This is a genomic window from Ferruginibacter paludis, from assembly GCF_030409685.1.
Lineage (GTDB): Bacteria > Bacteroidota > Bacteroidia > Chitinophagales > Chitinophagaceae > Ferruginibacter > Ferruginibacter paludis.
The window spans coordinates 336,351-362,274 of sequence record NZ_JAUFQJ010000007.1 but is presented as its reverse complement, the minus strand read 5'-3'; the positions used below and the strand labels follow the sequence as shown (position 1 = coordinate 362,274).

Genomic DNA, 25,924 nt, shown 5'->3' with positions numbered 1-25,924 from the left:
ATCCGAATTTTCAACATCGTTGAATACAAATTTGATGGAGCCCAATTGCCAATTTACTAGTTTACCCACGCTTAACTGGAGTTTGAAAATTTTCATGAACAAAAGATCCAAACCGGATTGCAAGTGTAGTCCACATAAAAATTTTCTTAAAAAGCTGACGACATTACTCGTTGTGAAAACGGGCCAGATTACTTTCCTTTAACCTCTCGATTCTGCATTTTTAGAAACATCATCTTTACTAATGATTGTTGCCCCCAATTTCGCAGGTATCATTTTCAAAGATTCCCCAGAGCTAATTACATACAATAGTGTTAAAAATCCAGATATGTCATTTTAGCAGATCTTGCGTTTACTTTTCAGCCAAATTAAATGATGCCCTTAAAATGCCTACGAATCCATGATAATGGTTTTTGATCCCGTGTTATCATTTAGATACTAAAAGCCCATTTTAATCATTTTTTAGGTTAATAATATTAGAAAAATAGACTTTTTAAATTTTACATAAAAAATAATATCAATAAAAATCCATTATTAATTCATTTTCAATCTTTTATGAAATAAAATATTAAATTAACGGCCCTTCTTTATCTAACAAAGAATTAAGACTGATATCTTGACATTTTCAGATTAATCTATTTATTTTTATTTATTAGATAATAAATATAAAAACTTGATAATTATATACTTAAATTACAAATTATATACTAATTTTATTAGGATATTTTTTTGCGTAATTTGCTAATTTATCAGGGCTCAATAACTAACAGCATTAGCAGAACTTTTAACATAAATTAATTTTTAATTTTTGGCTTATAGTACTACCTTCCCTAAAATTCACACTTCCCTTTTATGATGTTAAGTAAAAAGCTCCCTACCCTGTTGGTTTTCATAGTACTGACAAATCTGCTGATTTCCTGCTCTACCCCTAAAGAATTGGAGTACCGTGATTTCAAAAACCTGGAAGTTGTAAAGGTTGGGTTTGCGGCAACTACTTTGAAAATGGAACTGATTTATTATAATCCAAACAACTTTGGGCTAGAGTTAAACCGAACGGATCTGGACGTTTATATTAATAATAGTTACCTTGGGAAAACGGCCCAGGAGTACCAGGTCTCCATTCCAAAAAGAGCAGAATTTTCTATTCCGGTTAGCATTGATGTAGATATGAAAAACCTCCTTAAAAATGGGCTGGCTACTTTTTTAACAAATGAAGTGATGGTAAAAGTGACGGGAACAATAAGAGTTGGAAAGCTAAATGTGTTCAAAACATTTAATGTAAACTACGAGGGCAAGCAGCAATTTTCTTTTTAAATGGCATAAAAAACCACCCGAAGGTGGTTATGTAAAAATATTATATGCGTTTATTGGAGGTCAGTTTTTTTGCCATTTGTTACACCTTCTGGCTTTTTGCAACATTTAGGTAATTTCTTATATGCATCTTCATCCGCAGTTACATCGTCCGCCTCATACCCTGCATTGGCAATTGCTGTCTTAATTTGCTCGATATTGTTCCGGTCAGTCAGGTAGGTTACTGTAGTCGTTTTCTTTTTGTAGTCAACTCTAACCGCCGATATCCCCGGCTCTCTTTTAAGGTAATTTTCTATCCGGTCTTTGCATTGTTCGCATTGCACGGTGGGTGTTTTTATCACCACTTTTTCAACTGCTTTTTGCTGGGCAAAACTTACTGTTGCAAACCCAAGCAATGTTAATAAAGTAAGCTTAATTTTTTTCATACTGATGTTTTTATAAAGTTATTCATTTGGCTTCCAATTTGCAGGATCCTGGCGCCAGTTTAACAAAGTGTTTTGCTGTTCCGCGGTCACAATACCCTTTTCAACCGCCAGGTCAATCAGGGTGCCATAGTTGGTCAGAGAACGATATTCTACCCCGGCACTGGCAAATGCTTTCGCTGCCACATCAAAACCGTAAGTGAAAATGCTTACCATGCCTGTAACTTCCACTTCTGCCTTACGCAGCACTTCCACCACTTCCAGGCTACTTTTACCAGTGGAAATTAAATCTTCAATCACCAATACCTTTTTGCCTTTTTCATAAAATCCTTCAATCTGGTTGCCAAGGCCATGTTCTTTTGGTTTAGGTCGTACGTAGATATAAGGTAATTTCAACTGATCTGCCACCATCGCTCCCCATGGTATACCAGCTGTAGCAACTCCGGCAAGAATTTCTGCCTGGGGAAATTGTTCAAAAACCACATTGCACATTTCGCTTTTGATAAAATCTCTTACAAAAGGAAAAGATAAAACGCGGCGGTTATCGCAGTAAATCGGACTTTTCCATCCGCTTGCCCAGCTAAAGGGTTGTTGCGGACTCAACTTAATTGCATTAATTTGTAACAGCTTTTCTGCTACGGCTTTTTCGTTTGTCATACTGCAAATTAAAACAAAGCAATAATGTATCAGCAATATCACAAAAAAAGATGCCGCTTCTGCTTACATGAAAGCTTTCAGCTGCAATAAATTATACCATGCATATAAAAATTTACTTTGAAGATAAGCCCGTTTTTCTTTGTGATGAATTAACGGAAGAGCTGAAGGAAATTCTGCATCACCCGGATGCTATATTTATAGATGAATTTTCCGGGCCAGCCATTAAATCTTTATTGCATGAAATAACGAAACCTGATTTTCATGCAGGCGTATTATTACATAGCAGCCTCGAAGAATTGAAAAAGGCTTTTTTCAAACACTTTACTCCTATTGAAGCCGCAGGCGGAGTGGTACAAAATGATAAACATCAATTGCTGTTTATTTACCGGCTTGATAAATGGGATCTGCCAAAAGGAAAGGTGGAAACAGGCGAGCACATTGAAAAAACTGCCCTGAGGGAAATAGAAGAAGAAACTGGCTTAAAGCATTTAACACTGTATAGTAAAATTGGGGAAACGCATCATACTTATAATGCATATGGAAAACATTTTTTAAAAACAACGCATTGGTATTTTGTAACCTGTTCCGCCAAACAAAAAATAATACCCCAAACAGAAGAAGATATTACCGCTATAGAATGGGTCAATCCAAACAAGATGGATCTGCAACTTAACAACACGTATCCTTCAATTAAAGATATTTTATCCGTGTTGCTGAAGTCTGGCATCCCAACTAAAAAGAAAAGGACGACAAGCGAATAGAACTATATTAAAAAGCCTTTTTTAATATGGCAACGGTAAGACGGCTTATGCAGATCAGTTTTTCCGCCTCATCATGAATTTTTACATCCCACACATGTGTGTTGGTACCAAGGTGTAAAGGAGTGGCAGTGGCAACAACATAACCTTGCCTTGCACTTCTTACATGATTGGCATTAATTTCCAACCCGACACAAATAAATTTATCCGGATCAATTACCAGGGAAGATGCCATGCTGCCTGCGGTTTCGGCCAGTACACAACTGGCGCCGCCATGCAACAGGCCATAAGGCTGTTTGGTACGATCATCAACCGGCATCTTCATCTTTAAATAATCATCTCCCAGGGCTGTGAATTCAAGCCCCAGCAATGTCTCCATAGAGCCAAGAGCAACAGAAGATAATTCTTCAAACTTGATCGACTTATCAAACCAGATAGCCATCGTTTTAATTTTCGGTGCTTGAAACATTTTTATTTTTTTGCTATTGTAGAATTGACTTCTTCAGGTAAAAATTGAGATACATCTCCTCCATTTTTGTACACATCCCGTACCAATGTAGAGGCTACCGAGGTAAACTGCGGAAGACAGGTAAGAAAAACTGTTTCAATGTGCCCGTCCAGGCTACGGTTCATATCGGCAATCGCTTTTTCGTATTCAAAATCATTTACATAACGAATGCCCCTAAGGATAAAATTGGCCCCAACCATCTTACAGCAATTCACTGTTAAACCATCATAAACCACTGCGTCTACCGTCGACTGATTTTTATAGATATCCTTTACCCATTGCAATCTTTGTTCCTCACTAAACATCGGCACCTTGTTCACGTTGCGGCCAATGCCCACAATCACTTTGTCGAATAAAGGAATAGCCCGGTTAATAATATCAATATGGCCCAGGGTAACAGGATCGAAGGTTCCGGGGAAGAGACAAATGCGTTGCATAGTTTGATAAAAATAATTATTTAATGACAATTGGTTAACACGACAGCCCGATTATTATGGCCGCAAAGGCCAGTCAACTATTATGTGCCTGTATAATTTTAGCGAAAGATAATTAAAATAAAAAATACTTTTAAGCCGGATAAAAGATCAATTAATCAAAGCACTGCTTTTGGGTGAAAGTAAATACAATACTGCCATTCTCACAGCAACGCCATTTTCTACCTGTTGCAAAATGATAGATTGTTTACTGTCTGCTACATCGCTGTCAATTTCCACGCCCCGGTTAATCGGGCCAGGGTGCATAATCACAATTTCTTTTGGTAACTCATCGAGTAATTTTTTGCTGACACCATATGCCAGGTTGTATTCTCTAAGGGAGGAAAACAATACCTGGTTTTGCCTTTCCAGTTGTATACGCAACACATTGGCGACATCGCACCAGGCCAGTGCTTTTTTAAGATTGTATTCTACTTTCACCTTTAATGCTTCAGCAATGTATTTTGGTATTAATGTAGGCGGACCGGCAACCATTACCTCGGCGCCCATTTTCTTTAAAAGATAAATATTGCTTAATGCTACCCGCGAATGCATAATGTCACCTACCAGCACAATTTTTTTTCCTTCCAGTGTACCGAGTTTGTCTTTAATAGAAAATGCATCCAGCAATGCCTGGGTGGGATGTTCATTGATTCCGTCACCAGCATTTACGATGGCGGCTGGTATATGTTTGGCTAAAAAGTGAGGAGCTCCGCTGGCGCTATGACGCATTACCACCATATCCACCTTCATACTTAAAATATTATTTACAGTATCCAGCAGTGTCTCTCCCTTTGATACGGATGAGCCAGAAGCAGTAAAATTAATGGTATCGGCACTCAGCCTTTTTTCTGCCAGTTCAAAAGAAATCCTGGTGCGGGTACTGCTTTCGTAAAAAAGATTTACGATAGTTATATCCCTTAAGGAAGGAACTTTTTTTACAGGTCTCTGTAAAACCTCTTTAAACTGTGCTGCAGTGGATAAAATAAGGGAAATGTCTTCTGGCGTAAGGTCTTTAATGCCCAATAGATGTTTGGTAGATAGTTGCATTAAGCGTCAAAGCTAATAGATTTGTTTGAATTACAGGAAGTAAGCTGCAGAAATTTTGTTGAATATTTTTGATGAAGCAGTAAAATCCTCACCTTTCTGCGTGATGTTTATCAATACAAGATAACCTGCTCTTTATCCCACTCTACTTTTACCTTTTGAGAAAAAACGGTATCAATTGCTTTTCCAAAATAATCGGGTTGTATAGGCAATTCCCGGTTGAATCTCCTGTCAACCAACACACATAATTCTACCTTTTGCGGACGACCAAAATCCTGCAGGGCATCCAATGCAGCCCTGATAGTTCTGCCGGTGTACAAAACATCATCAATCAAAATCACTTTCTTTCCTTCAATTGAAAAGGGAATTTCTGTTTTATTGGCAACGTGCAATTCCTGGCGGATATCATCACGGTAAAAAGTAATGTCTAAAATTCCATAGGCTACTTTTTCTCCCGGGTATAAGCGTTGTATATTATCCACCACCATTTTACTTACCTGCACGCCACGTGGCTGCAAACCAATAAAAACCAGTTCGTTTAAATGCTGATGATTCTCCATTAACTGGTTGGACAGTCGTAAGATAGTAAGGTGTAATTGTTGTTTATCTAAGATCGTTATCAAAATAAAAAATTATAGGGCGAATTTATTGGTTATTGACTTATAAAAAAAGTCCCCGTAAAACAGGGACCTTTAAATTATAAAATTGTTCAACAGATAAATTATTAAACGCACGCGAGTTTTACAATTATCGTTACCCTCAGGCTTTGTTATCTGTTGGTTTTGCCTTTGTTGTTTTGGCCTTTGGAGCCGCCGTTTTAACTACAACACCTTTTTCCTTCGCAGGAGCAGTTTTCTTTGCAGGTACTTTTGCCTTTTCAGCTGATGGAGCCGCCTTTTCTTTTGGAGCTTTCACTGCAGCTTTTTTAGCTTCTTTTGCTTCGTCAGGTACAGTTATTACACAATTATCTACGTGCAAACCAGAAATATGTACGTAATGATCTGCACTGTGATCATTTACCCAACGACCGTCATTTAATAAATACCGGTACTCATATCTTTTACCCGGTTCAAGCGAAGCAGTGGCTGTCATAGAGCCATCTTTTTGCTTTTTTAAGCTGATGCCGTCGTTGTAATTCCAGTTGTTAAATTCTCCCATTAAAAGTCCTGAAGTTGCTTCTCCTACTACTTCTGCAGACAATGTGAAGGTTACTTTCTTAGCCATATTTTGTTTTGTTTGGTTAAACACTACAGCGACAAATTTAGTCAACTGAAGTGTACTTAATACATGTTAGATTACTGCTTAATACAAAAAGAGTATTTTGGTAACCCTTGGCATTATAATAAGTTTTACACATATTAACATCAAATCAAATTAATGGTGATGCATTGCTTTAAACTGGTAAAATATACCAGCAGAAAAAACGCGGTTAGCCACTTTCGCTGCATTGTTATCATTGATTTTGCTCAACCCGAGATTGTATCTCGCATCGATACCAAATCCACTGCTTGTTAAGTAACCTGCTCCGAATACCCAGCCAGCATCCAACTTTTTGTAGCCATCTTTAACATCAGTACTCACACTGCCCGCTTTTTGTTTTGCGCTTACCAATGCGCCAAACTGTGGACCGGTTTCAATTCTAAAGCCAGTTCCTATCATGTACTGCAATAATATAGGCAACTGCAGATAATTCAGGTTGGTCTTGTATTCAACGTTTGAAATTGTTTGCTTTGCACCCTGTCCGGAAAAAAGTAATTCCGGCTGAACTGCAAATTCTGGTGACAAATGAATGTGTGCCAATACACCCAGGTTCGCAGATATGCGGGGATCTATATTTGAGTTGGAAGAACCTGTACTAAGTGTTGCCACGTTTAACCCTCCTTTTATCCCAGGCTCGATATGGACTTGTGCCTTTAACAATAATGAACCCGGTATAAGGGTTAATACAAACAATAACTTTTTCATTTTCTGTGATTTTGATTAATAATAATCGACTTAGCCAAATTACATGCCACTCAAAAATTATCACTTACAAAGGGTTGTTTGCAAATGGATTCTGTTTTAAAATCGTTTTATGAGGAAATGATTCCTCAATGTGTTTAAAGCCGTTACACAAAAAAGCCGCTTCCTTTATAGAAGCGGCCCGTTTTAAAATAATCCCATCTTTTTATTTTTCCAGCATAAAAGGATATTTATAATCAGTTACTGGTACAAAGGTTTCTTTAATTGTTCGTGCACTCAACCACCGGTACAAATTTAGAATACTGCCGGCCTTATCGTTGGTACCACTCCCCCTTGCCCCGCCAAATGGTTGCTGACCGACAACTGCACCTGTTGGTTTATCATTGATATAAAAATTGCCTGCGCAATTGCGTAAATGATTAACTGCTAAATCAACCGCATACCTGTCCTGTGCAATGATAGCTCCGGTAAGTGCATAGGGCGAAGTGGAATCTACCAGGGCCAGCGTCTCTTCATATTTATTTTCGTCATACACATATAACGTTAACACCGGCCCAAACAATTCTTCACACATGGTTACATATTTCGGGTCTGTCGTTTCTATCACGGTTGGTTCTATAAAATAACCTTTTGATTTATCACAATTACCGCCTGCGATTATTTTAACGCCGCTTCCTTTTTTCTTGGCTGCTTTGATATACATCTCAAGCTTATCAAAACTTTTTTCGTCGATCACTGCATTGATAAAATTAGTAAAGTCCTCTGTTGAACCCATCTTCATGGTTTTTAACATGGCCACCAGTTTTTTCTTCACTTCAATTGCAATATTGGATGGAATGTATGCCCGGGAAGCAGCACTGCATTTTTGCCCCTGGTATTCAAAAGCGCCTCTCGCAAGCGCAGTTACCACAACATCGGGGTCTGCAGAACTATGCGCAATAACAAAATCCTTTCCGCCGGTTTCACCAACTATGCGGGGATAAGATTTATACTTGCCCATATTGGCTCCAATTGTTTTCCAAAAATGATTGAACACTCCGGTACTGCCCGTAAAGTGTACACCTGCAAAATCAGGATGCTCAAAACATACTTCGCCCAACACCGGCCCGTCCACAATTACAAGGTTGATTACCCCATCGGGTAAACCAGCTTCTTTTAAGACCCGCATAATAACCTGGGCGCTGTATAATTGTGTATGCGCCGGTTTCCATACCACTACGTTACCACACATCGCAGCACTGGTGGGTAAATTCCCCCCAATGGCAGTAAAATTAAATGGCGAAACAGCCAGCACAAATCCTTCGAGCGGACGATATTCCATTCTATTATTCATACCTGCTCCACTAACGGGTTGCTGGCGATAAATGTCACTTAAAAAATGAACGTTAAATCTTAAGAAATCTATTAGTTCGCAGGCCGCATCAATTTCTGCCTGGTAAGGATTTTTACTTTGTCCCAGCATGGTAGTTGCCACTATCAACGCCCGGTATTTTGTGGCCAGTAAGTCGGCTGCTTTTAAAAAAATGTTGGCCCTGTTTTCCCAGGGCATACCAGCCCATTTTTCCTTTGCATTTAATGCGGCATCAATCGCTTTTTTTACATGAATGGCATCACCATTATGAAAATTACCAAGCAGGTGTTTATGTTCATGCGGCGGGCGTATAGAAGTTTTTTTGCCTGTCCGGACTTCTTCACCGCCAATGTAAAGGGGTACATCTGCTACTTCACTTTTTAATTGTTTCAATACTTTTTTTAGAGCCAGTTTTTCCGGTGAGCCCGGTGCATAATTAAGAACCGGTTCATTCGCCGGCATCGGGTAAAAAAAATCTCCGTATTGCATATAAATTTTTTAGTGTTTTAAAAAGTGTTGCAAAGTTGAAGTGTTGCAAAGTTGCAAAAGAGTTTCTTTCACATAGTGAGCTGCCGTTGATTATCTCAAAAGGGACAGGTTATAAACGAACAAAGGTAATACCTGTCTGGCAGGAGTGTTATTTCTGAGCCTCGTAATTAATGCTGATTATCTTGAAATTGTCTCCTTTTTGAGCAACCCATATTTTACCACCATCCAGCATAACGCCCCGCTCACTTCTGAAAAGCTGGTTAAAATTGGTAGTGGCCAAAGATAATTTTACGGCTTTTGTAAAAACGCCGTCAAAATTTACTATCAGGCTTTCCCTCGTTTTAATAGCATCATCCAAAGGATACTTAACCGCGGATGCCAGCATTTCCCTGTCGTTGGTAATTACCCATTGTTGTAATTGTTTGATGAATAATTTCAAACCTTTAACATCGGTAACGCGGGCAGTTTTCCAGCTTGCAGGAACGCTTCCATCGGAAAAAACCGAATCATCTTTTAATTCAGCAGGCGAAAGTTCACTTACCTTCATCAGTTCACTGTCTACTGCCAGTTCAACGATTTCCTTTGCACCAGGTTTTGCAATTGCGTTTTCTTTGGAAGGCTGCTGACAGCACATCAACAAAATAGCGGTAATAGTAATAAGTGCAATGTATTTTTTCATGCTGGTTTTTAAATATCTAAAAGAAAGATAAAACAAATACATAAATGCATTGGGAAAAACATGGAAATTTTAATGCTTTATGTACTCCCACTTTGCGAATGAATAACTATGAACTTTCCACTTCTTTTTCGCTCATCAGATAAGCTTTAATAAATCCATCCAGTTCCCCATCCATCACAGGCCCAACATTACCCACTTCATAATCGGTTCGATGGTCTTTAATCATCTTATAGGGATGAAAAACATAACTACGTATCTGGCTGCCCCACTCTATTTTCTTTTTGCTGCTATTGGTGGCATCCAGTGCCGCCTGGCGCTTGCGCATTTCTTCTTCGTACAACCGGCTTTTTAACATCGCCATCGCCTTTTCCCGGTTTTCACCCTGAGTACGGGCCTGCTGACATTCAACAATAAATCCACTTGGCTTATGTGTTAACCGCACTGCTGTTTCTACTTTGTTTACATTCTGTCCGCCGCTGCCACCACTTCTGAAAAATGCCCATTCCACATCGGCCGGGTTTACTGTTATTTCAATACTGTCGTCTATAAGGGGATATACATATACACTTGCAAAGCTGGTATGCCGGCGGGCATTGCTGTCAAACGGACTAATGCGCACCAGGCGGTGCACACCACTTTCTGCTTTTAAAAACCCATATGCAAAAGGACCGTCAAACTGGAACGTGCAGGTTTTAATCCCCGCGCCATCCCCCCATTGCCAATCCAGCTCTGTCACAGTCCAGCCTTGTTTTTCGCCGTACATACGGTACATGCGGGCGAGCATTTCTGCCCAATCCTGGCTTTCGGTACCGCCTGCACCACTGTTTATTTGCAACAGTGCCGGCAGTGCGTCAGTTGGCTCGTTCAATGTACTTTTAAACTCGGCTTCATCAATGGCCGTGTTGGCTTTCGTATAAGCTTCTTTTACTTCTTCCTCGGTAGCTTCTCCTTCTTTCCAAAAATCAAACAGCACGGCAAAGTCTTCGGTCAACTGTACCACATCGTTGTACATGTTTACCCAATACTCATTAACTTTTGTTTCTTTTAAGATGGAAGTTGCACGGGCATTGTCATCCCAAAACCCCGGCGAAAGTGAAAGTTCTTTGTCTTTATCTATTTTATATTGTCGGTTAGCGACGTCAAAGAAACCTCCTCAAGACCAGCACACGGTCTCTCATATCCTTCAAATTTTCTGTTGTCATGCTGCAAATTTAAGGGATATTTTTAAACAGGCAAATAGTATGGAAGTGAATAATTTGTTTGCAATCTACCTTTACAGCAAACGGCAACGGGCGAATGAACGTATCAATGTACAATTGTTATCGCACCTTCCTTTTTTAGGGCACTGCCGTTATTGTAAATATATTCAGCCCGCCACATATAGCTGCCGGTATCGGCCGGTTGACCGCGGAAGGATCCGTCCCATTTCTCGAATGGATTGGTACTGCTGAAAACTACCTGGCCATACCTGTTATAAATCCGCAGCGAATAATTTTTCAGCAAACTCAGGTTGCGCAGCGGCAAAGGACCAAACTGATCGTTCAAGCCGTCATTATTGGGGCTGAAGGCGGTGGGGAACAAAATGTCATCACAATTGTGAGAAAGCTCAATTGTAATGGATGCGCTATCTGAACAGCCATCGGCCGTCGTTACTACTACTGAATAAATACCTGGCGCTTTTACAATGAAGCCTGAGGCCGTTGAATTGTCCTGCCAAAGATAATGGTCGTAACTACCAGGACTGATAAGCAGGTTATCACCCGCGCAAATGCCGGAATACTTACCAAATGAAGGCTTCGCAGGCACTGGAAATTTTATTGCAGATACCGGTGTAACTGCGCTGGTACAATTCCCGTCAAAAGCTGTAACATAGTAAGTGGTTGTACTAGTGATACTTGGATTATAATTTGCTCCGGAAGCTGCCGGACTTATGAGATCCGCCGCATCATACCAATTTAAGATTCCTGAGCCGGTGGCTTTTAAATTTACCACCCCATTGCCACAACGCTGGCCACCTGTAGCTACCGGTGGCAGCGGTGCACTGTTAATGAAGATATCTGCCTTACTGCTACTGCCTGGTGTACATGGGGTAGGCAATACGGTGTAGGTTACCGAGTAAGTCCCTCCTTTGCTTTTTGTCAGGTCTATTACTCCGGTTACAGCATTAACGGTTAAGCCGCTGGGGGAAGAAAAAACTCCTCCTGTAGTAAAGCCCGTCGGAATAACCGGGGTTGGATTTTTTCCATTGATACATACAGGAGTGGCGTAAGAAAATGAGGTGAGCGGAGCATTGTTGCCCAATACGGTTATGGTAGCAGTACTACTGTTTGTAAAGGCACACACGGCAGCTGGCAATGTATATTTTACTGTGTATGTGCCGGGGGTGCTTGCCGCAATATCAATCATACCCGTACTGCTGTCAACCACTAAACCTGCGGCAGCGGAAAATATACCCCCGGTGGCAAAACCTGCTGCACGTACAGGAACAGGAGGTGCAATGGCTGCACACACGATGGATGGACTATAGCTAAAGGCTGTTACCTGGTTGGTAATTGCATTTACAGTAGCTTTTGCTACGCTGGCTGTGCTAACGCAGTTTCCCACAGTATTGGTGACATAAAAATTGGTAGTAGTGCTAATATTGGGACTGTAAGAAGGGCCTGTAAACAATAGTGTAGAAAGTGCCGCATCAGCATACCACGTGATGGTGCCATTACCTGTTGCATTGACAGTTACTAAACCGCTGCCACAACGCTGGTTGTCAGTTGTGACCGGGGCTGCGGAAGAACTGGTGATGGTAATGTCGGTAGAACTGGTACCACCTGCCCCACAAGCCGTTTGTGCAACCGCATACGTAACTGTATAGGTTGCAGGCGTGCTGGCGGCAATATCAATAATACCTGTTGTTGCATTGATAGCCAGCCCCGCAGAAGAACTGAATACACCTCCCTGTGTAAAGCCAGTCGCCGTAACTGGAGAAGGATTAGGCGAGGTAATGCAAACCGGGGTAGGATATGTAAAAGTGGTTACTGTCGGTACCGTTTTACTAATGGTAATGCTGGTGCTACTACTTGAGGTTAAGGCACAGGCCGAAGCTGGTAAAGTATATTTAATCAAATAGGTTGCGGGAATGCTGGAAGAAGGATTAACTACGCCGGTAATACTGTCAATTGATATACCCGCGGGCGCTGAATACACACCGCCGGATGCAAAGGCTGGCGCAGGAACTGGCGCTACCAGCGTGTTTCCGGCACATACTACAGCAGGGTTATAGGTAAACGCCGTTACCTGTGCAGTCACCGGCACTACAGTAGCAGTAGCTATTGTTGTAGCACTCACACAACCAGAAACAGTGTTGGTAAGGTAAAAATTAGTTGTAGCAGTAACAGCCGTAGAATAGGATGTTCCGGTAAATAAAAGTTTTGTAAGGGCTGCATCGGCATACCACTTAATAGTGCCGGTACCACTTGCGTCCAGTATAACGTTACCACTTCCGCACCGCTTGGCCATTGTACCAACCGTGGGTGACGTGGGTGTGGTAATGGTAATAGTGGCTGTGCTCACAGACAAGTTAGTACAAGCTGTAGCTGCAAGCCTATAGGTAATTATATAAGTGCCTGCAATGCTTGAAGTAAGATCGATTACCCCGGTAGTTGCGTTCACGGTTACGCCGGCAGGTGCACTGTAAACGCCTCCTGGCGTAAAACCAGCTCCCGGAACAGGTGAAGGATTGGATGCGCTGCTGCACACCGGGGAAGCATACGAAAACGAGGTAACAGGCGTTGGGTTTTTAGTAATGGTTATAGTAGCTGTACTGCTTGAAGCCGGTGTGCAAAGCGCCGCACCCAAAACATATTTAACAGTGTAGGTACCAGGGGTACTGGCAGCAGGATTAACCACACCCGTTATGCTGTGGATAGATAAACCGGAAGGCGCTGAATAAACACCACCTGGCGTAAAACCCGCCACAGGTAACGGCACCTGGCTGGGACTACCCTGGCATACCGTAGACGGACTATAGCTAAACCCTGTGATTTGAGTGACCATAGGAAAAACCAACACCGTTACCGGGACAATGGGACTGATACAATTGTTTTCGGTACTGGTGATGTAAAACGTTGTGGTAGCCGAAACTACAGCATTATAGGCAATACCCGTATATAAATAATTTGTAAGGGCAGAATCTCCATAAAATTTGACCATTCCGGGAGCTGTGGCCTTGATTGTTGTGGGGCCGGGACCACAGCGGTACAATGAACCCAATGACACTGAGGGAGCCACAGGCGTTGGATTTATTACAACGGAAATACCCGAACGTTGGCTTTCACAGCCATTGAGTGTTTGGGTTACATAATAATCTGTACTGCCAGCCGGCGTTGTAGCTGGTAAGGGTGCTGCGGCAGCACCTGGTCCCCCGGCTGGTATTGTATACCATAATAAATTACTTCCGGTAGCAGTCAATGGTATCGCTTTTTCGTTCTCGCAATAAATCACCGGGGAATTTACAGCCGGCGGTGGCGTTACAGGGAAAACTATTACAGTGGCAGCACCACTTGCACTTTGAGTACAGGTGGGCAATGATGCATATTCAACACTTACAAGGCTAAAAGTTTGGTTAGTAAATAAAGCCCCTGTATTGATGCTGGCGGCACCGGTAGCATCCAGTGGTACCGTTTGGTTGTTAATACCGTCAGTTGTGTAGGTTGCATTTGTATTGGGCGTACCCTTAAAGCTGATATTTGAGGACAAGCCGTTGCAGATTGAAATATTGCCGCTGATGTTTACGATAGGTAAAGCATTTACAGTTATGATGGCCGAAGTGGCTAAAGGAACCGTACAAGCCGGACTGGTTGCTGACCTGACACTTACCAGCTGATAGTTTGCCGTAGCCGTGATGTTTCCGGTAGCAACGGTTGCCGACCCGCCAGCATTCAATACCACTACCTGGTTTGCGCCACCGTTTACTTTATAAGTAACAGTAGCATTGGGTGTACCATTAAAATTAACATTGCTGCCTGTACCTGAACAAATGGTAGTTGTGCCGCTTATGACGGCCGTTGGCAAAGGACTTAATGAAATAATTGCTGAACCACTCACCGGCTGTGAGCAGGTATTTGCACCTGTATTGGTCACACTGATCAAACTATAAGTTGCTGCTGAAAGCAGTATTCCGGTGTTTACTACCGCACTGCCGGCAGTATTTTCCTGAACCGTCTGATTTGCACCACCATTAATGTTATAGGTTATTATTGCATTAGGTGTTCCGGTAAAGGTAATAGATGTACTGCTGGCCTCGCAAATGGTAGCTGTTCCGCTTACACCTGCCGTTGGCAATGCATTTACGGAAATAGTAACCGAACCAGTTAAGGACCGCACGCAGGCAGGCGGACCTGGGCTGGAAATACTGATCAACGTGTAGGTTGCTGCTGCCGACAAATTGCCGGAGGCTAACACCGCAGTTCCTGCTGCATCTAATACCACTGTTTGATTTGCCCCCCCGTTAATGGTATATGTAATGGTCGCATTGGATGTACCATTAAACAAAATGTTGGTACCTGTTCCAGAGCAAACCGAGACTGTTGCCGAATTGATGGATGCGGTTAACAGTGGTAGTACAGTTACAATTACTGATCCGCTCTGTGATACAGAACAGGTTGCAGAAGCTGCACGAACTAAGTTATATGTGGTTGTTGCAGATAAATTCCCCGTAGCCACCGTACTGGTTCCTGCTGCACTTAAAATAGTCGTTTGATTACTGCCGCCGTTTATATTGTAAGTAACGGTGGCATTAGGTGTTCCATTAAAAATTATGTTGGTACCTGTTCCTGAACAAATGGTGGCCGTGCCGGATACAGACGCCACAGGTAAAGGCTGCACTGTTACAATTGCTGACCCGCTTTGTGATGCGGAGCAGGTTGCAGAAGCTGCACTAATCAAGTTATAGGTAGTTGTGGAAGATAAATTTCCAGTCGCCACAGTACCAGTCCCCAAAGCATCTAAAGTAACTGTCTGATTGCTCCCGCCGTTTATATTGTAGGTAACAGAGGCATTGGGTGTTCCATTAAAAGTTATGTTAGATCCGGTGCCGGAACAGATGCTGGTAGTGCCGGATATTGTTGCTGCCGGTAATGGCAATATAGTTACTGGTAATGTAGCTGCCGTTGCGCAATAGCCTGCAGCCGGTGTAAAGCTGTAAGTAGCCGATACAGTATTGCTTATTACGGCCGGACTCCAGGTACCGGGTATACCGTTAGTTGAAATAGCAGGTAGCAACGGAGCCACTGTCATTTTGCAAAAAGGTGCAACAGGGCTAAACAACGGCGTGGTGGTGGCAGTGGTAATTGTTAAGGTAATAGCTTGCGCATTACTGCTTCCTCCGGTAACAGAATTTATAGCCGTTAAACTGGCGGTATAGGTTGTGGCTGCCGCGTTTACAGGAACGGTTATAGTAAAAGGCGAAGCAGGTAATGAAGCATTTAAAACATCAACAAATCCTGCGGCCTGTGCTGCAGCATCCCAGGTTAAATTATATTGATCCGGGCCTCCGGTTGCTGTAAAGCTGGCAGTAGTAGCATTACTACCTTCACAAACTGGCGCAACTGCAATATTATTGATGGTGACGGGCGGAGCGATTACTGCACAGCCATTATTGCCATAAGTGGGCACACCGGCTGCATCCCACCATACTGTATTACCGGATGCATTTACAGCCCAACCATTAGCATAACTTACAATTGCTCCCGGACAAGAAACTGCGCTGTTTCTTACCTCAAGATAAGCCGTAACTAAAGGCATATCAGGCAATACACCGGCTGCATTCCAGGTTGATGGAGCCGCAGCACCATCGATATAAACAACGTATAAATTGCCGGAGGCACAAATGGAACTTACATCGTAGTTAACGTCAAAATCGGCAGGAATGAACAACACCATACTACCGGCCGGGATGATAGTAACAGGCGATGTTACGTTTATAATTGTACAACCATTAACTGAAGTAATGCTGCCCGTACCGGTTGGCACAATTGCATTTCCGCCGGATAAAATATTTACCGGCAATCCTGTAGAGGGTACACTATTGGTACCATAGTAAAATGTATAATTTCCCGCAAAAGCCGGAACTGTAGTGGTAAATAATACGAACTCATTTTTTCCCTCGCTGGCTCCGCACGCATTTACCATGGCCGCATTAATAACGGGGCATTGCGCTTTTGCCATCACAGAAAAGCTCAATAAAAATAAGCAGTGAAGGAGGAATTTCATGAAATTGGATATCAGTTATAAGGACCGCTTTTCGGGGCGCCTACCTGATGAGCTTGTTTTCAATTAAATACCCAGGTAAAACTGCCTTAAAAATCGGTAACCCTTAATAAAAATTAACTATTCCAAATATAACGACGAAACCTGCTGAAAAGTGTGTTGCACATCAGGGAGTTAAACAAAAAATCCGGCAATCGTCCATTTCGTCATTTCCATATTTTCTTTAATCGTAATAAATCTCTGTTTTGGGCCAGAGGAAGTGATGAAGAAAATTGAAGGGTTCGGCACATTTGAATTAAAAGTTCAGTCCTGTTGCAACAGTATTCTAAGATTTTTTCTACAACAGCCTAATTGCATTCTTACAAAATATTGTTGCCAAACATCCCAACTTTACACTTATGCCCGCTTTTAGGAATGCGTTAGCTGTAGGCAAGCAATAGAAATTAGTAGTGTTCGTTAGAGGAACAACTGCTACAATTCAGTGAAGAACAACTATTAAACAGCCAAATGGAAGCGGTAGAAAACAGTATCTCAATTCTGATTATAGAAGATAATCCCGGCGACCAGGTGTTATTGGAGGCACACCTGGAAAATACGAGTCTGATTATCTCTGGTATCACCATGGCTTCAACCCTCGCCGAGGGCATTATGCACCTGCAACAAAAATCTTTTTCGCTGATATTTCTCGACTTTTTTTTACCGGACAGCTCCGGCCTCGATGCATATCTTAAACTGGTTAAAGTAAGCCCTGCCATTCCCGTAATTATTTTATCCGGCTTATCAGATACAGCCCTGGCTTTAAAAGCCATTTCGCTCGGTGCGCAGGACTTTATCCTGAAAGGAGAATATGATGTACAATCCCTGCAAAAATCTGTTTGGTATAGCATTGAAAGAAAAAAAAATATTGAACTTTTAAAAGAGAACAATGAACGGTACGATATTATTTCAAAGGCAACCAACGATATTATATGGGACTGGAATCTTGATACAAATAAAGTAAAATGGATTGGCCAGGGGTTGAAGAATTACCTGCCGGTAAATACAGACATTACAAATATTCCTGATAAATTCTGGACCCGTGCACTTCACCCTGATGAACGAAAAAAAATCGTGCGGAGCCTGCACGATTCAATCGAAAAGGGGGAAAATTCATGGGAATGCGACTACCGCTTTTTGAAAAACGATAGCAGCTACGCCCACATCAACAGCAGGGGCTATATCATCAAAAATGAAGCAAACAAAGCTGTCCGGATGATTGGATCCATCCAGGATATTACAGAAAGAAAAAAGGCAGAACTGGAAACTGAGCAGGCGAGAATTGAGGCAGAAGAAGCCCGCAAAACACAGGAACAATTCCTTGCCAACATGAGCCATGAAATTAGAACTCCCATGAATGGTGTTATAGGAATGACACAGTTGCTTTCTGCCACCGATTTAAATGAAGATCAAAAAGAATTTGTGGAAAACATTCAGCAATCCACCGGCAACCTGATGGCCATCATCAATGACATTCTTGATCTTACTAAAATAGTGGCAGGAAAAATAACGCTTGTCCAAAAAGACTATCTCTTTGCGGATCTCATCACCAATTGTATTAAAATGAATCAATACAGGGCTGATGAGAAAGGGATTTTGCTACACTGCACCATCGATGAAAATATACCGTCTGTATTATCAGGCGATCCTTATCGCTTAAACCAGATTTTGCTAAACCTGGTAAGCAATGCAATTAAGTTTACACACAAGGGTGAGGTAAATGTAATTATCAACCTGCAGGAGCAATCTGATGAGTCAGTTGCCCTGGAATTTATTGTTTCAGATACAGGAATTGGTATTGCGGCAGATAAAATAGATTCCATATTCGAACGCTTTATGCAGGTATCGGGAGATTCTACCAGGAAGTATGGTGGCACGGGGCTTGGCCTTACCATTACCAAACAATTAATACAGTTGCTGGGCGGATCCATCACTGTGCGAAGCCACCAGCACGAAGGCAGTACTTTCTCTTTCTACCTTACCCTGTTAAAAGGCAAACAGCAGTCTGGTGACAATCCCGCCAGAGGGGAAACTTCTGAACCGAACCTGCGGAATGCCCTGGCCGGCATTCATATTTTGCTGGTAGAAGACAATCTTGTTAACCAGAAAGTAGCAGTTAAATTATTGGAAAGCCAGGGCGCCACAGTGGAAGTGGCCAACCACGGCAAAGAGGCCATTGAGCTGCTGAAAGACATCCGGGCAGATATCATTCTGATGGATATTCAAATGCCCGAAATGGATGGCTATGAAGCCACCAAAATAATCAGGTACCAAATGCCGGAAGAGGTAAGCAAGCTGCCAATCATTGCCATGACGGCATCGGCCCTTATTTCCGATCAGAAAAAATGCCTGTTTGCAGGTATGAATGATTACATAGCAAAGCCTTACCAGGCAATTGATTTATATAAAAAAATTCTGCAACAGCTAACGCCCTCCTGCTGTATTTTGTAATGGCTCTGCTAATGCAATATCTTTTTGATAGTTGTAACTAACTAAACGACCGTTATCAATTTGTTATTAACAAAACGGCAACGGCTGTTTCACTCATCTGCCAATACATTTGTTTATGCTGTGTTTCTAAAAAAAAAGAAACAGAATTATTAACTAGGCCAGTGCAGGCTTTTAAAACAATCATTTACCATGGCCGAAATTGACGAAGCTATTCAGGAACAGGTAGAACACGCCGCAAAAAATAAACTTAACTCCATGATAGCGGTAATGGTTGCAGTAACTGCCACATTTATGGCGTTGTGCAATGTAAAAGATGGCAATATTGTGCAGGCAATGTCGCAGGCGCAAGCCAATGCATTAAATTCCTGGAGTTATTTTGAGGCAAAAAGTACCAAGCAGGCTATTGCTGAAAATACACTGTCTGTGTTAAAATTGCAATCACCTGTGGTAAATACTGACGTGATAAAAAATTATGAAGCTACCATTGCCCGTTACGAAAAAGAAAAAGAAGCTATTAAAGCTGAGGCTCAGGGATTCCAGAAACAATATGACAACATTAATCTTTTTGATGACCAGTTCGACATGACTGATGCACTGCTGACCATCTCGATCGCCATGCTGGGCGTTGCATCTCTTACGCAAAAAAAATGGCTGTTTTATTTTGCTTCTGCTGTAAGCTGCACGGGAATTTTTCTGGGATTAGCTGCCTTTATGAAAATCAGCCTGCATTCGGATTTTGTATCAAAAATCTTAGGATAAGTAGCTCAACACATTTTAACGGGCATATCCGACCATATCCGACGCATGTAACATGGAGCCTACGGTAAGCGTAATTTGTTTCAAAAAGATCATTTTTTTCAATATCGCATTTATCAAAAAAAATAACGCCGTTAAAACTAGCTGATGCAGTATTTTGCAGTCTCAAAAAAAATCCATCAGCTGGTAAAACATTATTATGAGACAGTTTATTTTATTTATTTTTTGTTTTGTATTATTTAACCATTTGCAGGCACAAACGCTGACTGATTTTGACCTTGTTAAAATGGAAAAGGCCACGGATTATAAGCCTGCAGAACCGTTCGTTTTGCAGACTGCTAATTACCTGTTGGCAGTTCCTTTTAAAAAAGACAGTAAGGATCGTTTAAATGCGCTGCGCTTCATTGGCAAATGGATGAACGGAACACCAGATTACTCGTTTTCATTTACAGATATTGCTGACAAAATAGGCAAGGAAAATTACGACCTCATCGGCCAATATATGGCTGCCCTGGCAAAATATACACTTGAAAATAAAGTAGCTGCCAGGGATACAAAGGTAGCCCGGTTAAACGCCATGATCACGTTGCTTGATTATTGTGAAAACAAAGACAACAACATGCGTATGTCAAAACAATTAAAAAAATTAGCCGAAGCAAGAAGCAAGGGTGAACTGGAAAAATCAATGTAAAGCAACATAAAAAATCATCCTATAAAAACGCTTTGTTGAGGAGGATTGATTGTATTTAAAATATAGAATCCGCTACCCGCGAATTAAATGCAAACTTCGAATGAAGCAACTTTCAATACTACTGCTCGTGCAAATATGCACGACCCCTGTTTTTGCACAATCACTTTTAGACAGTAATAAAAACTGGTCATTTCATTTTCAGCTAACGGCCGTTAACCAATCTCACCCTGCTTTTACAGCAAAATATTCGGGTAACAATAGCCTGGTTAACGAAGCTGAACGTCAAAAACTGTCGGTTACTACTACCCTTTTTATTGGCAGAAAACTGTGGAAAAATGCGGGCATATATGTTAATCCGGAAATTGCCGGTGGGTCCGGCCTCAGCTCAGCCAAAGGTATTGCGGGATTTACCAATGGCGAGACTTTCAGAATCGGAAGTGCAGACCCCAAATTATATATTGCAAGGTTGTACCTGACGCAATATATTTCTTTGAAAAAAAATGCTGATGAAAAATTTGAAGACGGAGCGAACCAGGTAGCGGAAACAGTTCCGGCTAACCGGATTACATTCACCGCAGGTAAAATATGTCTGGCTGATTTCTTTGATAAAAATACATACAGTCATGATCCGCGGACACAGTTTTTAAACTGGTCGCTTATGAGTAATGCGGCCTGGGACTACCCCGCTGATACCCGCGGTTACACGCAGGGGCTGATTGCCGAATTGGTTCATCCCTCCTGGGCTGTAAGAATTGCATCTGTACTGGTTCCCCGCAAAGCCAACGGCTTGCAGCTGGACTACAAAATAACAAAAGCACATTCGGAAACACTCGAGATAGAAAAAAGCTGGCAAGCGACAAAGCCAGGCGTTGTAAGATTACTTATGTTCCGGAATGCAACCCAGGCACCCACCTATGCCATAACTTTACACGACGTTAAAAATAGGGACAGCAGCAGTGTGGATGTGTATAGTGGTGTTAAAGAATGGAAAAAATATGGCGGTGTAAAATATGGACTTGGCATCAACGCCGAACAGGAAATTTATCCCTCCTTTGGAGTATTTTTTAAAGCCAGTTACAATGATGGCAAAACTGCTACCTGGGCTTTTACAGAGATAGACGAAAGTGTCAGTGCAGGTGTTAACATAAAGGGCTCGCAATGGAAAAGACCGGGAGATAACATTGGTATCGCACAAGTAGTCAACGGTATTTCCAAAGACCACCAGCAGTTTTTAAATGCCGGATTATATGGTTTTATTATAGGCGACGGAAAGCTGAACTACGGACATGAAAGCATTACAGAAATATATTACCAGGCTCAGATATCTTCTGCATTTTCACTTTCGTTCGATTACCAGTTTGTGCTGCATCCCGCCTACAATAAAGATCGCGGGCCGGTGAATGTATTGGCATTCAGGGGGCATGTCGCACTGTAAGTTGTAACCGGACATTAACCAGGGATTTCCAGTCGCCGGAAATTATTTTTTCTTCGCAGATAGCTTATCCATTTCCATATAATCAAGTGTAAGATTAGCCAGCGTTTCCACACCCAATTTTAACCCGCTGTCATCAATAAAAAAATCAGGCGTATGGTGTGATGGAGCGGTTAATGGATTACCGCCTTTTGGCATACCGCCTAAAAAGAAAAACAGGCCGGGTACTTTTTCCTGGTAAAAAGAAAAATCTTCGGCACCCGTTTGCGCAACGGTTAAAACAACATTTTCCCTGCCCGCGGATTGCTGTAAAGAAGGCAGCATTTTTTCTGTTAAAGCAGGATCATTAAAGGTTACAGGGAAACTGGATTCGTACGGAATAATGGCTTCTGCGGTAACACCCGCGCTCTCCCCTGTTTTGGTAACAACTTCCCGTACTCTTGCAATCAGCATCTTCCTATCCTCTTGTTTTAAAGCCCGGATGGTGCCCAGCATTTCAACTTTTTCAGGAATGATATTTCCCCTGTTGCCGCCGTTGATAGCCCCAATGGTTACTATGCCTGCATTTTCGGTAATGTTTAAATTGCGGCTTACGATGGCCTGTAAATTATTAATGATTTGCGCAGCAGCAACAATAGGATCAATGGCCGACCAGGGGTAAGCCCCGTGAGCAGACCGCCCTTTTACAATTATTTTCATATCATCTACGCTGGCCAGAATTCCACCGGGCTTGTATTTTATTTTACCCACTTCTGTTTGCGAATTAATATGCAAACCAAATGCAACATCCACTTTAGGATTCTCCATCACTCCTTCCTTTATCATCAGTTCCGCACCCGCATCTTCTCCCTGTGCAGCACCTTCTTCAGCTGGCTGAAAAATAAATTTCACGGTACCTTTCAATTCTTTTTTCATCCCCGCCAATACTTCGGCAACACCCATCAGTATAGCAACATGCGTATCATGTCCGCATGCGTGCATTACGCCGGTTTCTTTGCCATTGTATTGCACTTTTACTTTTGATGCAAACGGAACAGGTGTTCTTTCAGTAACAGGCAACGCATCCATATCGGCCCTTAAAGCTACTACCGGTCCGGGTTTATCTCCTTTTAAAATTCCTACCACGCCGGTAACCCCGACTGCGGTTTTAACTTCAATACCTAAAGACTCCAGGTGTTTTGCAATGAGCGCTGCTGTGCGAACTTCGTGGTTGCCCAGTTCGGGATGTTCATGTATATCCCGCCGCCAGCCGATTACCTTTTGTTCTATTTTATCCGCGGCATTGTCAGCCTCCTTTCTCAGGGCCGCGTTCTGTGCAGTTGAAGACAGGCTTACTAAAGCCAGCAGAGTAGTCACCAGGATATTTCTCATAATGTCAGTTTGATTGCCAAGTTACTTTAAAATGCGTTCAAATGAACAAGGCGGTATTGGTTCTGTTTAACTATGCTTTCAATCAAAAGATGACCCACGCACTTCCCGGGATTGAAATAATCCCGGGAACGCAACTATTGTGCGATAAGTCACGTTGGTAACAGTGATCCCGTCTGGTATTAAATCAAGCCATTTAGATAAACATTGTACTGGCGGGGCTTGTTAAAAATAAAAGTGATTAGTTAGTTTCTGTTTATATTTATAAAGAGATGAAAATTTCAATTGCATGCTTATGCCGTTTTTTACAAGCCTGTTTTCTATCATTTACCGTTTAAAAATATACCGTTGTCTCATTCTATTTATTTGTTGGTCCAACGCTGTGCAGGCACAACTTTGGAATGGTAACCTGGGAGCGCCGGTACTCAACATTACATTTGGTGCAGGCCCTTCCCAGCCGCTGGCTTCAGATGCAACTTCTTTTACCTACGCAAATGGCTGTCCTTCTGAAGGGCAATATGCCATCGAGCATCAGTTACCGGGTTGTTTCGGCGATACGTGGACTATACTGGTCGGGGATTATACCCACGACTTTGAAGGACATTATATGCTGGTAAACGGCGGCGCTCATTCGGGAACAGTTTTAGTGCAAAAGGTAGATGGTTTGTGTGGCAACACTACCTACCAGTTTGCTGCCTTTATAACAAATGTTCTGCGGGAGACGGCCTGCGGGGGTACGCCGGCTTTGCCTAATATCACCTTCAGCGTAGAAGCGACAGATGGCACCATCCTGGAATCGTACAACACAGGAGATTTACCAATTACTGTTGCAAGATACTGGACAGAATATGGCGTTTGTTATACAACGCCACCCGTACCCATGCCCATCGTGTTGCGTATTAAGAATAATGCAACAGGAAGCTGCGGCTGTGCCTTTGTAATGGACAATGTGAGTCTAAAACCTGCCGGGCCAGGTATTACCCTTACATTGGATGGAAAGCAAATTCAACAAATTGATCTGTGTAGTGGTTATAAAGATACATTGCTTTTGGAAGCAAATTATACCACCGGCTTTATAGACCCTGCAATGCACTGGCAGCAGAGTACTGATGGTGGCAGGATATGGTCAGACATTCCGGGTGCCAATACGCCGACTTATCTCATCCCACGAAGAAACCAGGGCATTATTGCCTACAGGTTTTGGATGGCCCAGCAAATTAACCTGGGCATTGCCAGTTGTACCATTAATTCAGATATGATTGTTACCAATGTTCATCCCGGCCCGGATCAGTTGCCTTTGCAACCTTTGCCAGCTTGTTTAAACAGTGAACTTGTTCTTCCAACTCGTTCCGGCTTTCAGCACTACGAATGGAAGGGCCCCAACGGATATCAAAGCAGCCAGCCAATGCCGGTAATTAAAGATATTAATTACGCAGATCAGGGATTGTATACCTTACTGGCCTCCGATGATGTAGGTTGCACAGCGTTGGACAGTTTTCTGCTGACAGTATATCCCGGGGCTGCCATTGCAACCAATCCGGTGTATACAGTTTGCGAGGGTACAACGGTGCATCTTGCCGCAAGTGGAGAAGGAAATTTTGCCTGGACTCCAGCTGCTTACCTGTCTGATACAAACATTGGCAACCCGTTTTCCACACCCCATGATTCTATCCAATACCAAGTTGTATTGACTAACATGTATGGCTGCAAAGATTCTGCATTGGTAAATATCAACATACTTAAAAAGGCAGTGGTAAGTGCGGGTGCTGATCAATTTATACTGGCGGGTGATACTGTTCTACTGAACGGATCAGTGAAGGGTACTGGTGTATACTATCTATGGACATCTACTGGTGCTGTGGCTGTTGACCAGGTGATTCAACCCCGTGTGGCACCCTTAGTTGAAACAAGTTATACCCTGTCTGCATCTGCAACAACCGGATGTGGCGATGCCAGCTCAACCACCACCGTTCATGTATATAAAGATATCTTTTTGCCGGGTGCATTTTCTCCGAATGCAGACGGCCTGAATGACGTTTATCACATCATCCCACCGGACAGCTACCCGCTTATTTCCTTTGCCATTTTTAACCGGCAGGGTAAAAAAGTTTTTAGTACTGCCAATCCAAACATGGGCTGGGATGGGAATTTCCAGGGCACGCCACAAGCACCAGGCACTTATGTTTATTACCTTGAAATGAAGCGGGGTAATGGAAAAAAGATAATAAGAAAAGGCAGCATTGTATTAGTCCGTTAGGTGTTAAACAATCAGCAAA

The 25,924-nt window shown here is 42.2% G+C and carries 20 protein-coding genes; 7 read left to right on the top strand and 13 right to left on the bottom strand.

Annotation, left to right across the window (positions count from 1 at the left end; all coding sequences use genetic code 11):
- Positions 1–849: 849 nt before the first annotated feature.
- Positions 850–1,311, top strand: coding sequence for an LEA/WHy family protein (locus tag QWZ08_RS14945; RefSeq protein WP_290338261.1), 462 nt, complete (start codon positions 850–852; stop codon positions 1,309–1,311).
- A 50-nt stretch (positions 1,312–1,361) separates the two neighbouring features.
- On the opposite strand, the gene QWZ08_RS14940 is transcribed toward QWZ08_RS14945, so the two are convergent.
- The gene (locus QWZ08_RS14940; RefSeq protein ID WP_290338260.1) at positions 1,362–1,733 is read right to left on the bottom strand and encodes a heavy-metal-associated domain-containing protein; all 372 of its coding nucleotides are present in this window, start codon (positions 1,731–1,733) and stop codon (positions 1,362–1,364) included.
- A gap of 18 nt (positions 1,734–1,751) precedes the next feature.
- Positions 1,752–2,387, bottom strand: coding sequence for an orotate phosphoribosyltransferase (pyrE, locus tag QWZ08_RS14935; RefSeq protein ID WP_290338259.1), 636 nt, complete (start codon positions 2,385–2,387; stop codon positions 1,752–1,754).
- Between the two features lie 98 nt (positions 2,388–2,485).
- On the opposite strand from pyrE, the gene QWZ08_RS14930 reads away from it, so the two are divergent.
- The gene (locus QWZ08_RS14930) at positions 2,486–3,148 is read left to right on the top strand and encodes an NUDIX hydrolase (protein ID WP_290338258.1); all 663 of its coding nucleotides are present in this window, start codon (positions 2,486–2,488) and stop codon (positions 3,146–3,148) included.
- A 7-nt stretch (positions 3,149–3,155) separates the two neighbouring features.
- Here the strand turns inward: QWZ08_RS14930 and QWZ08_RS14925 are convergent, their stop codons facing one another.
- The 10 genes from QWZ08_RS14925 to QWZ08_RS14880 all read right to left on the bottom strand — a co-directional run bounded on the left by QWZ08_RS14925 (position 3,156) and on the right by QWZ08_RS14880 (position 16,917).
- Positions 3,156–3,614: a hotdog fold thioesterase gene (locus QWZ08_RS14925; RefSeq protein WP_290338257.1), complete on the bottom strand. Its 459-nt coding sequence runs from the start codon at positions 3,612–3,614 to the stop codon at positions 3,156–3,158.
- A 2-nt stretch (positions 3,615–3,616) separates the two neighbouring features.
- Positions 3,617–4,090, bottom strand: coding sequence for a pantetheine-phosphate adenylyltransferase (gene coaD / locus QWZ08_RS14920; protein WP_290338256.1), 474 nt, complete (start codon positions 4,088–4,090; stop codon positions 3,617–3,619).
- 147 nt (positions 4,091–4,237) lie between these two features.
- On the bottom strand, positions 4,238–5,176 hold the full coding sequence (locus QWZ08_RS14915; RefSeq protein WP_290338255.1) for an aspartate carbamoyltransferase catalytic subunit: 939 nt from the start codon (positions 5,174–5,176) through the stop codon (positions 4,238–4,240).
- A gap of 110 nt (positions 5,177–5,286) precedes the next feature.
- Positions 5,287–5,796 carry a bifunctional pyr operon transcriptional regulator/uracil phosphoribosyltransferase PyrR gene (gene pyrR / locus QWZ08_RS14910; protein WP_290338254.1) on the bottom strand — a complete coding sequence of 170 codons (510 nt, stop codon included), beginning with the start codon at positions 5,794–5,796 and terminating at the stop codon, positions 5,287–5,289.
- A 136-nt stretch (positions 5,797–5,932) separates the two neighbouring features.
- Entirely contained in the window at positions 5,933–6,397 is a 465-nt protein-coding gene (locus QWZ08_RS14905; protein WP_290338253.1) for an isoamylase early set domain-containing protein, read from the bottom strand.
- 150 nt (positions 6,398–6,547) lie between these two features.
- On the bottom strand, positions 6,548–7,138 hold the full coding sequence (locus QWZ08_RS14900) for a porin family protein (RefSeq protein ID WP_290338252.1): 591 nt from the start codon (positions 7,136–7,138) through the stop codon (positions 6,548–6,550).
- Positions 7,139–7,340: 202 nt separating this feature from the next.
- Positions 7,341–8,975 carry an L-glutamate gamma-semialdehyde dehydrogenase gene (gene pruA / locus QWZ08_RS14895; protein WP_290338251.1) on the bottom strand — a complete coding sequence of 545 codons (1,635 nt, stop codon included), beginning with the start codon at positions 8,973–8,975 and terminating at the stop codon, positions 7,341–7,343.
- A gap of 148 nt (positions 8,976–9,123) precedes the next feature.
- Complete coding sequence (locus QWZ08_RS14890; protein ID WP_290338250.1) at positions 9,124–9,654, bottom strand: hypothetical protein; 531 nt, start codon at positions 9,652–9,654, stop codon at positions 9,124–9,126.
- A 106-nt stretch (positions 9,655–9,760) separates the two neighbouring features.
- Positions 9,761–10,856 (bottom strand): peptide chain release factor 2 gene (gene prfB / locus QWZ08_RS14885; protein ID WP_435387612.1). Its coding sequence is split into 2 segments (ribosomal slippage): positions 9,761–10,807 and positions 10,809–10,856, totalling 1,095 coding nucleotides; the frame shifts between segments, so codons are not numbered across the junction.
- A gap of 103 nt (positions 10,857–10,959) precedes the next feature.
- Entirely contained in the window at positions 10,960–16,917 is a 5,958-nt protein-coding gene (locus QWZ08_RS14880; protein ID WP_290338248.1) for an Ig-like domain-containing protein, read from the bottom strand.
- Between the two features lie 504 nt (positions 16,918–17,421).
- On the opposite strand from QWZ08_RS14880, the gene QWZ08_RS14875 reads away from it, so the two are divergent.
- From QWZ08_RS14875 to QWZ08_RS14860, 4 genes are all read left to right on the top strand, one after another.
- Positions 17,422–19,401 (top strand): response regulator, encoded by a 1,980-nt coding sequence (locus QWZ08_RS14875; RefSeq protein WP_290338247.1) that lies wholly within the window; start codon positions 17,422–17,424, stop codon positions 19,399–19,401.
- A 189-nt stretch (positions 19,402–19,590) separates the two neighbouring features.
- Positions 19,591–20,160, top strand: a complete 570-nt coding sequence (locus QWZ08_RS14870) for a DUF4337 domain-containing protein (RefSeq protein ID WP_290338245.1) — start codon at positions 19,591–19,593, stop codon at positions 20,158–20,160.
- A gap of 196 nt (positions 20,161–20,356) precedes the next feature.
- Positions 20,357–20,848, top strand: coding sequence for a hypothetical protein (locus QWZ08_RS14865; RefSeq protein ID WP_290338244.1), 492 nt, complete (start codon positions 20,357–20,359; stop codon positions 20,846–20,848).
- Positions 20,849–20,948: 100 nt separating this feature from the next.
- Complete coding sequence (locus tag QWZ08_RS14860) at positions 20,949–22,283, top strand: carbohydrate porin (protein WP_290338243.1); 1,335 nt, start codon at positions 20,949–20,951, stop codon at positions 22,281–22,283.
- A 42-nt stretch (positions 22,284–22,325) separates the two neighbouring features.
- On the opposite strand, the gene QWZ08_RS14855 is transcribed toward QWZ08_RS14860, so the two are convergent.
- Entirely contained in the window at positions 22,326–23,651 is a 1,326-nt protein-coding gene (locus QWZ08_RS14855) for an amidohydrolase (protein WP_290338242.1), read from the bottom strand.
- A gap of 292 nt (positions 23,652–23,943) precedes the next feature.
- On the opposite strand from QWZ08_RS14855, the gene QWZ08_RS14850 reads away from it, so the two are divergent.
- On the top strand, positions 23,944–25,905 hold the full coding sequence (locus QWZ08_RS14850; RefSeq protein WP_290338241.1) for a T9SS type B sorting domain-containing protein: 1,962 nt from the start codon (positions 23,944–23,946) through the stop codon (positions 25,903–25,905).
- The last annotated feature ends 19 nt before the right edge of the window (positions 25,906–25,924 follow it).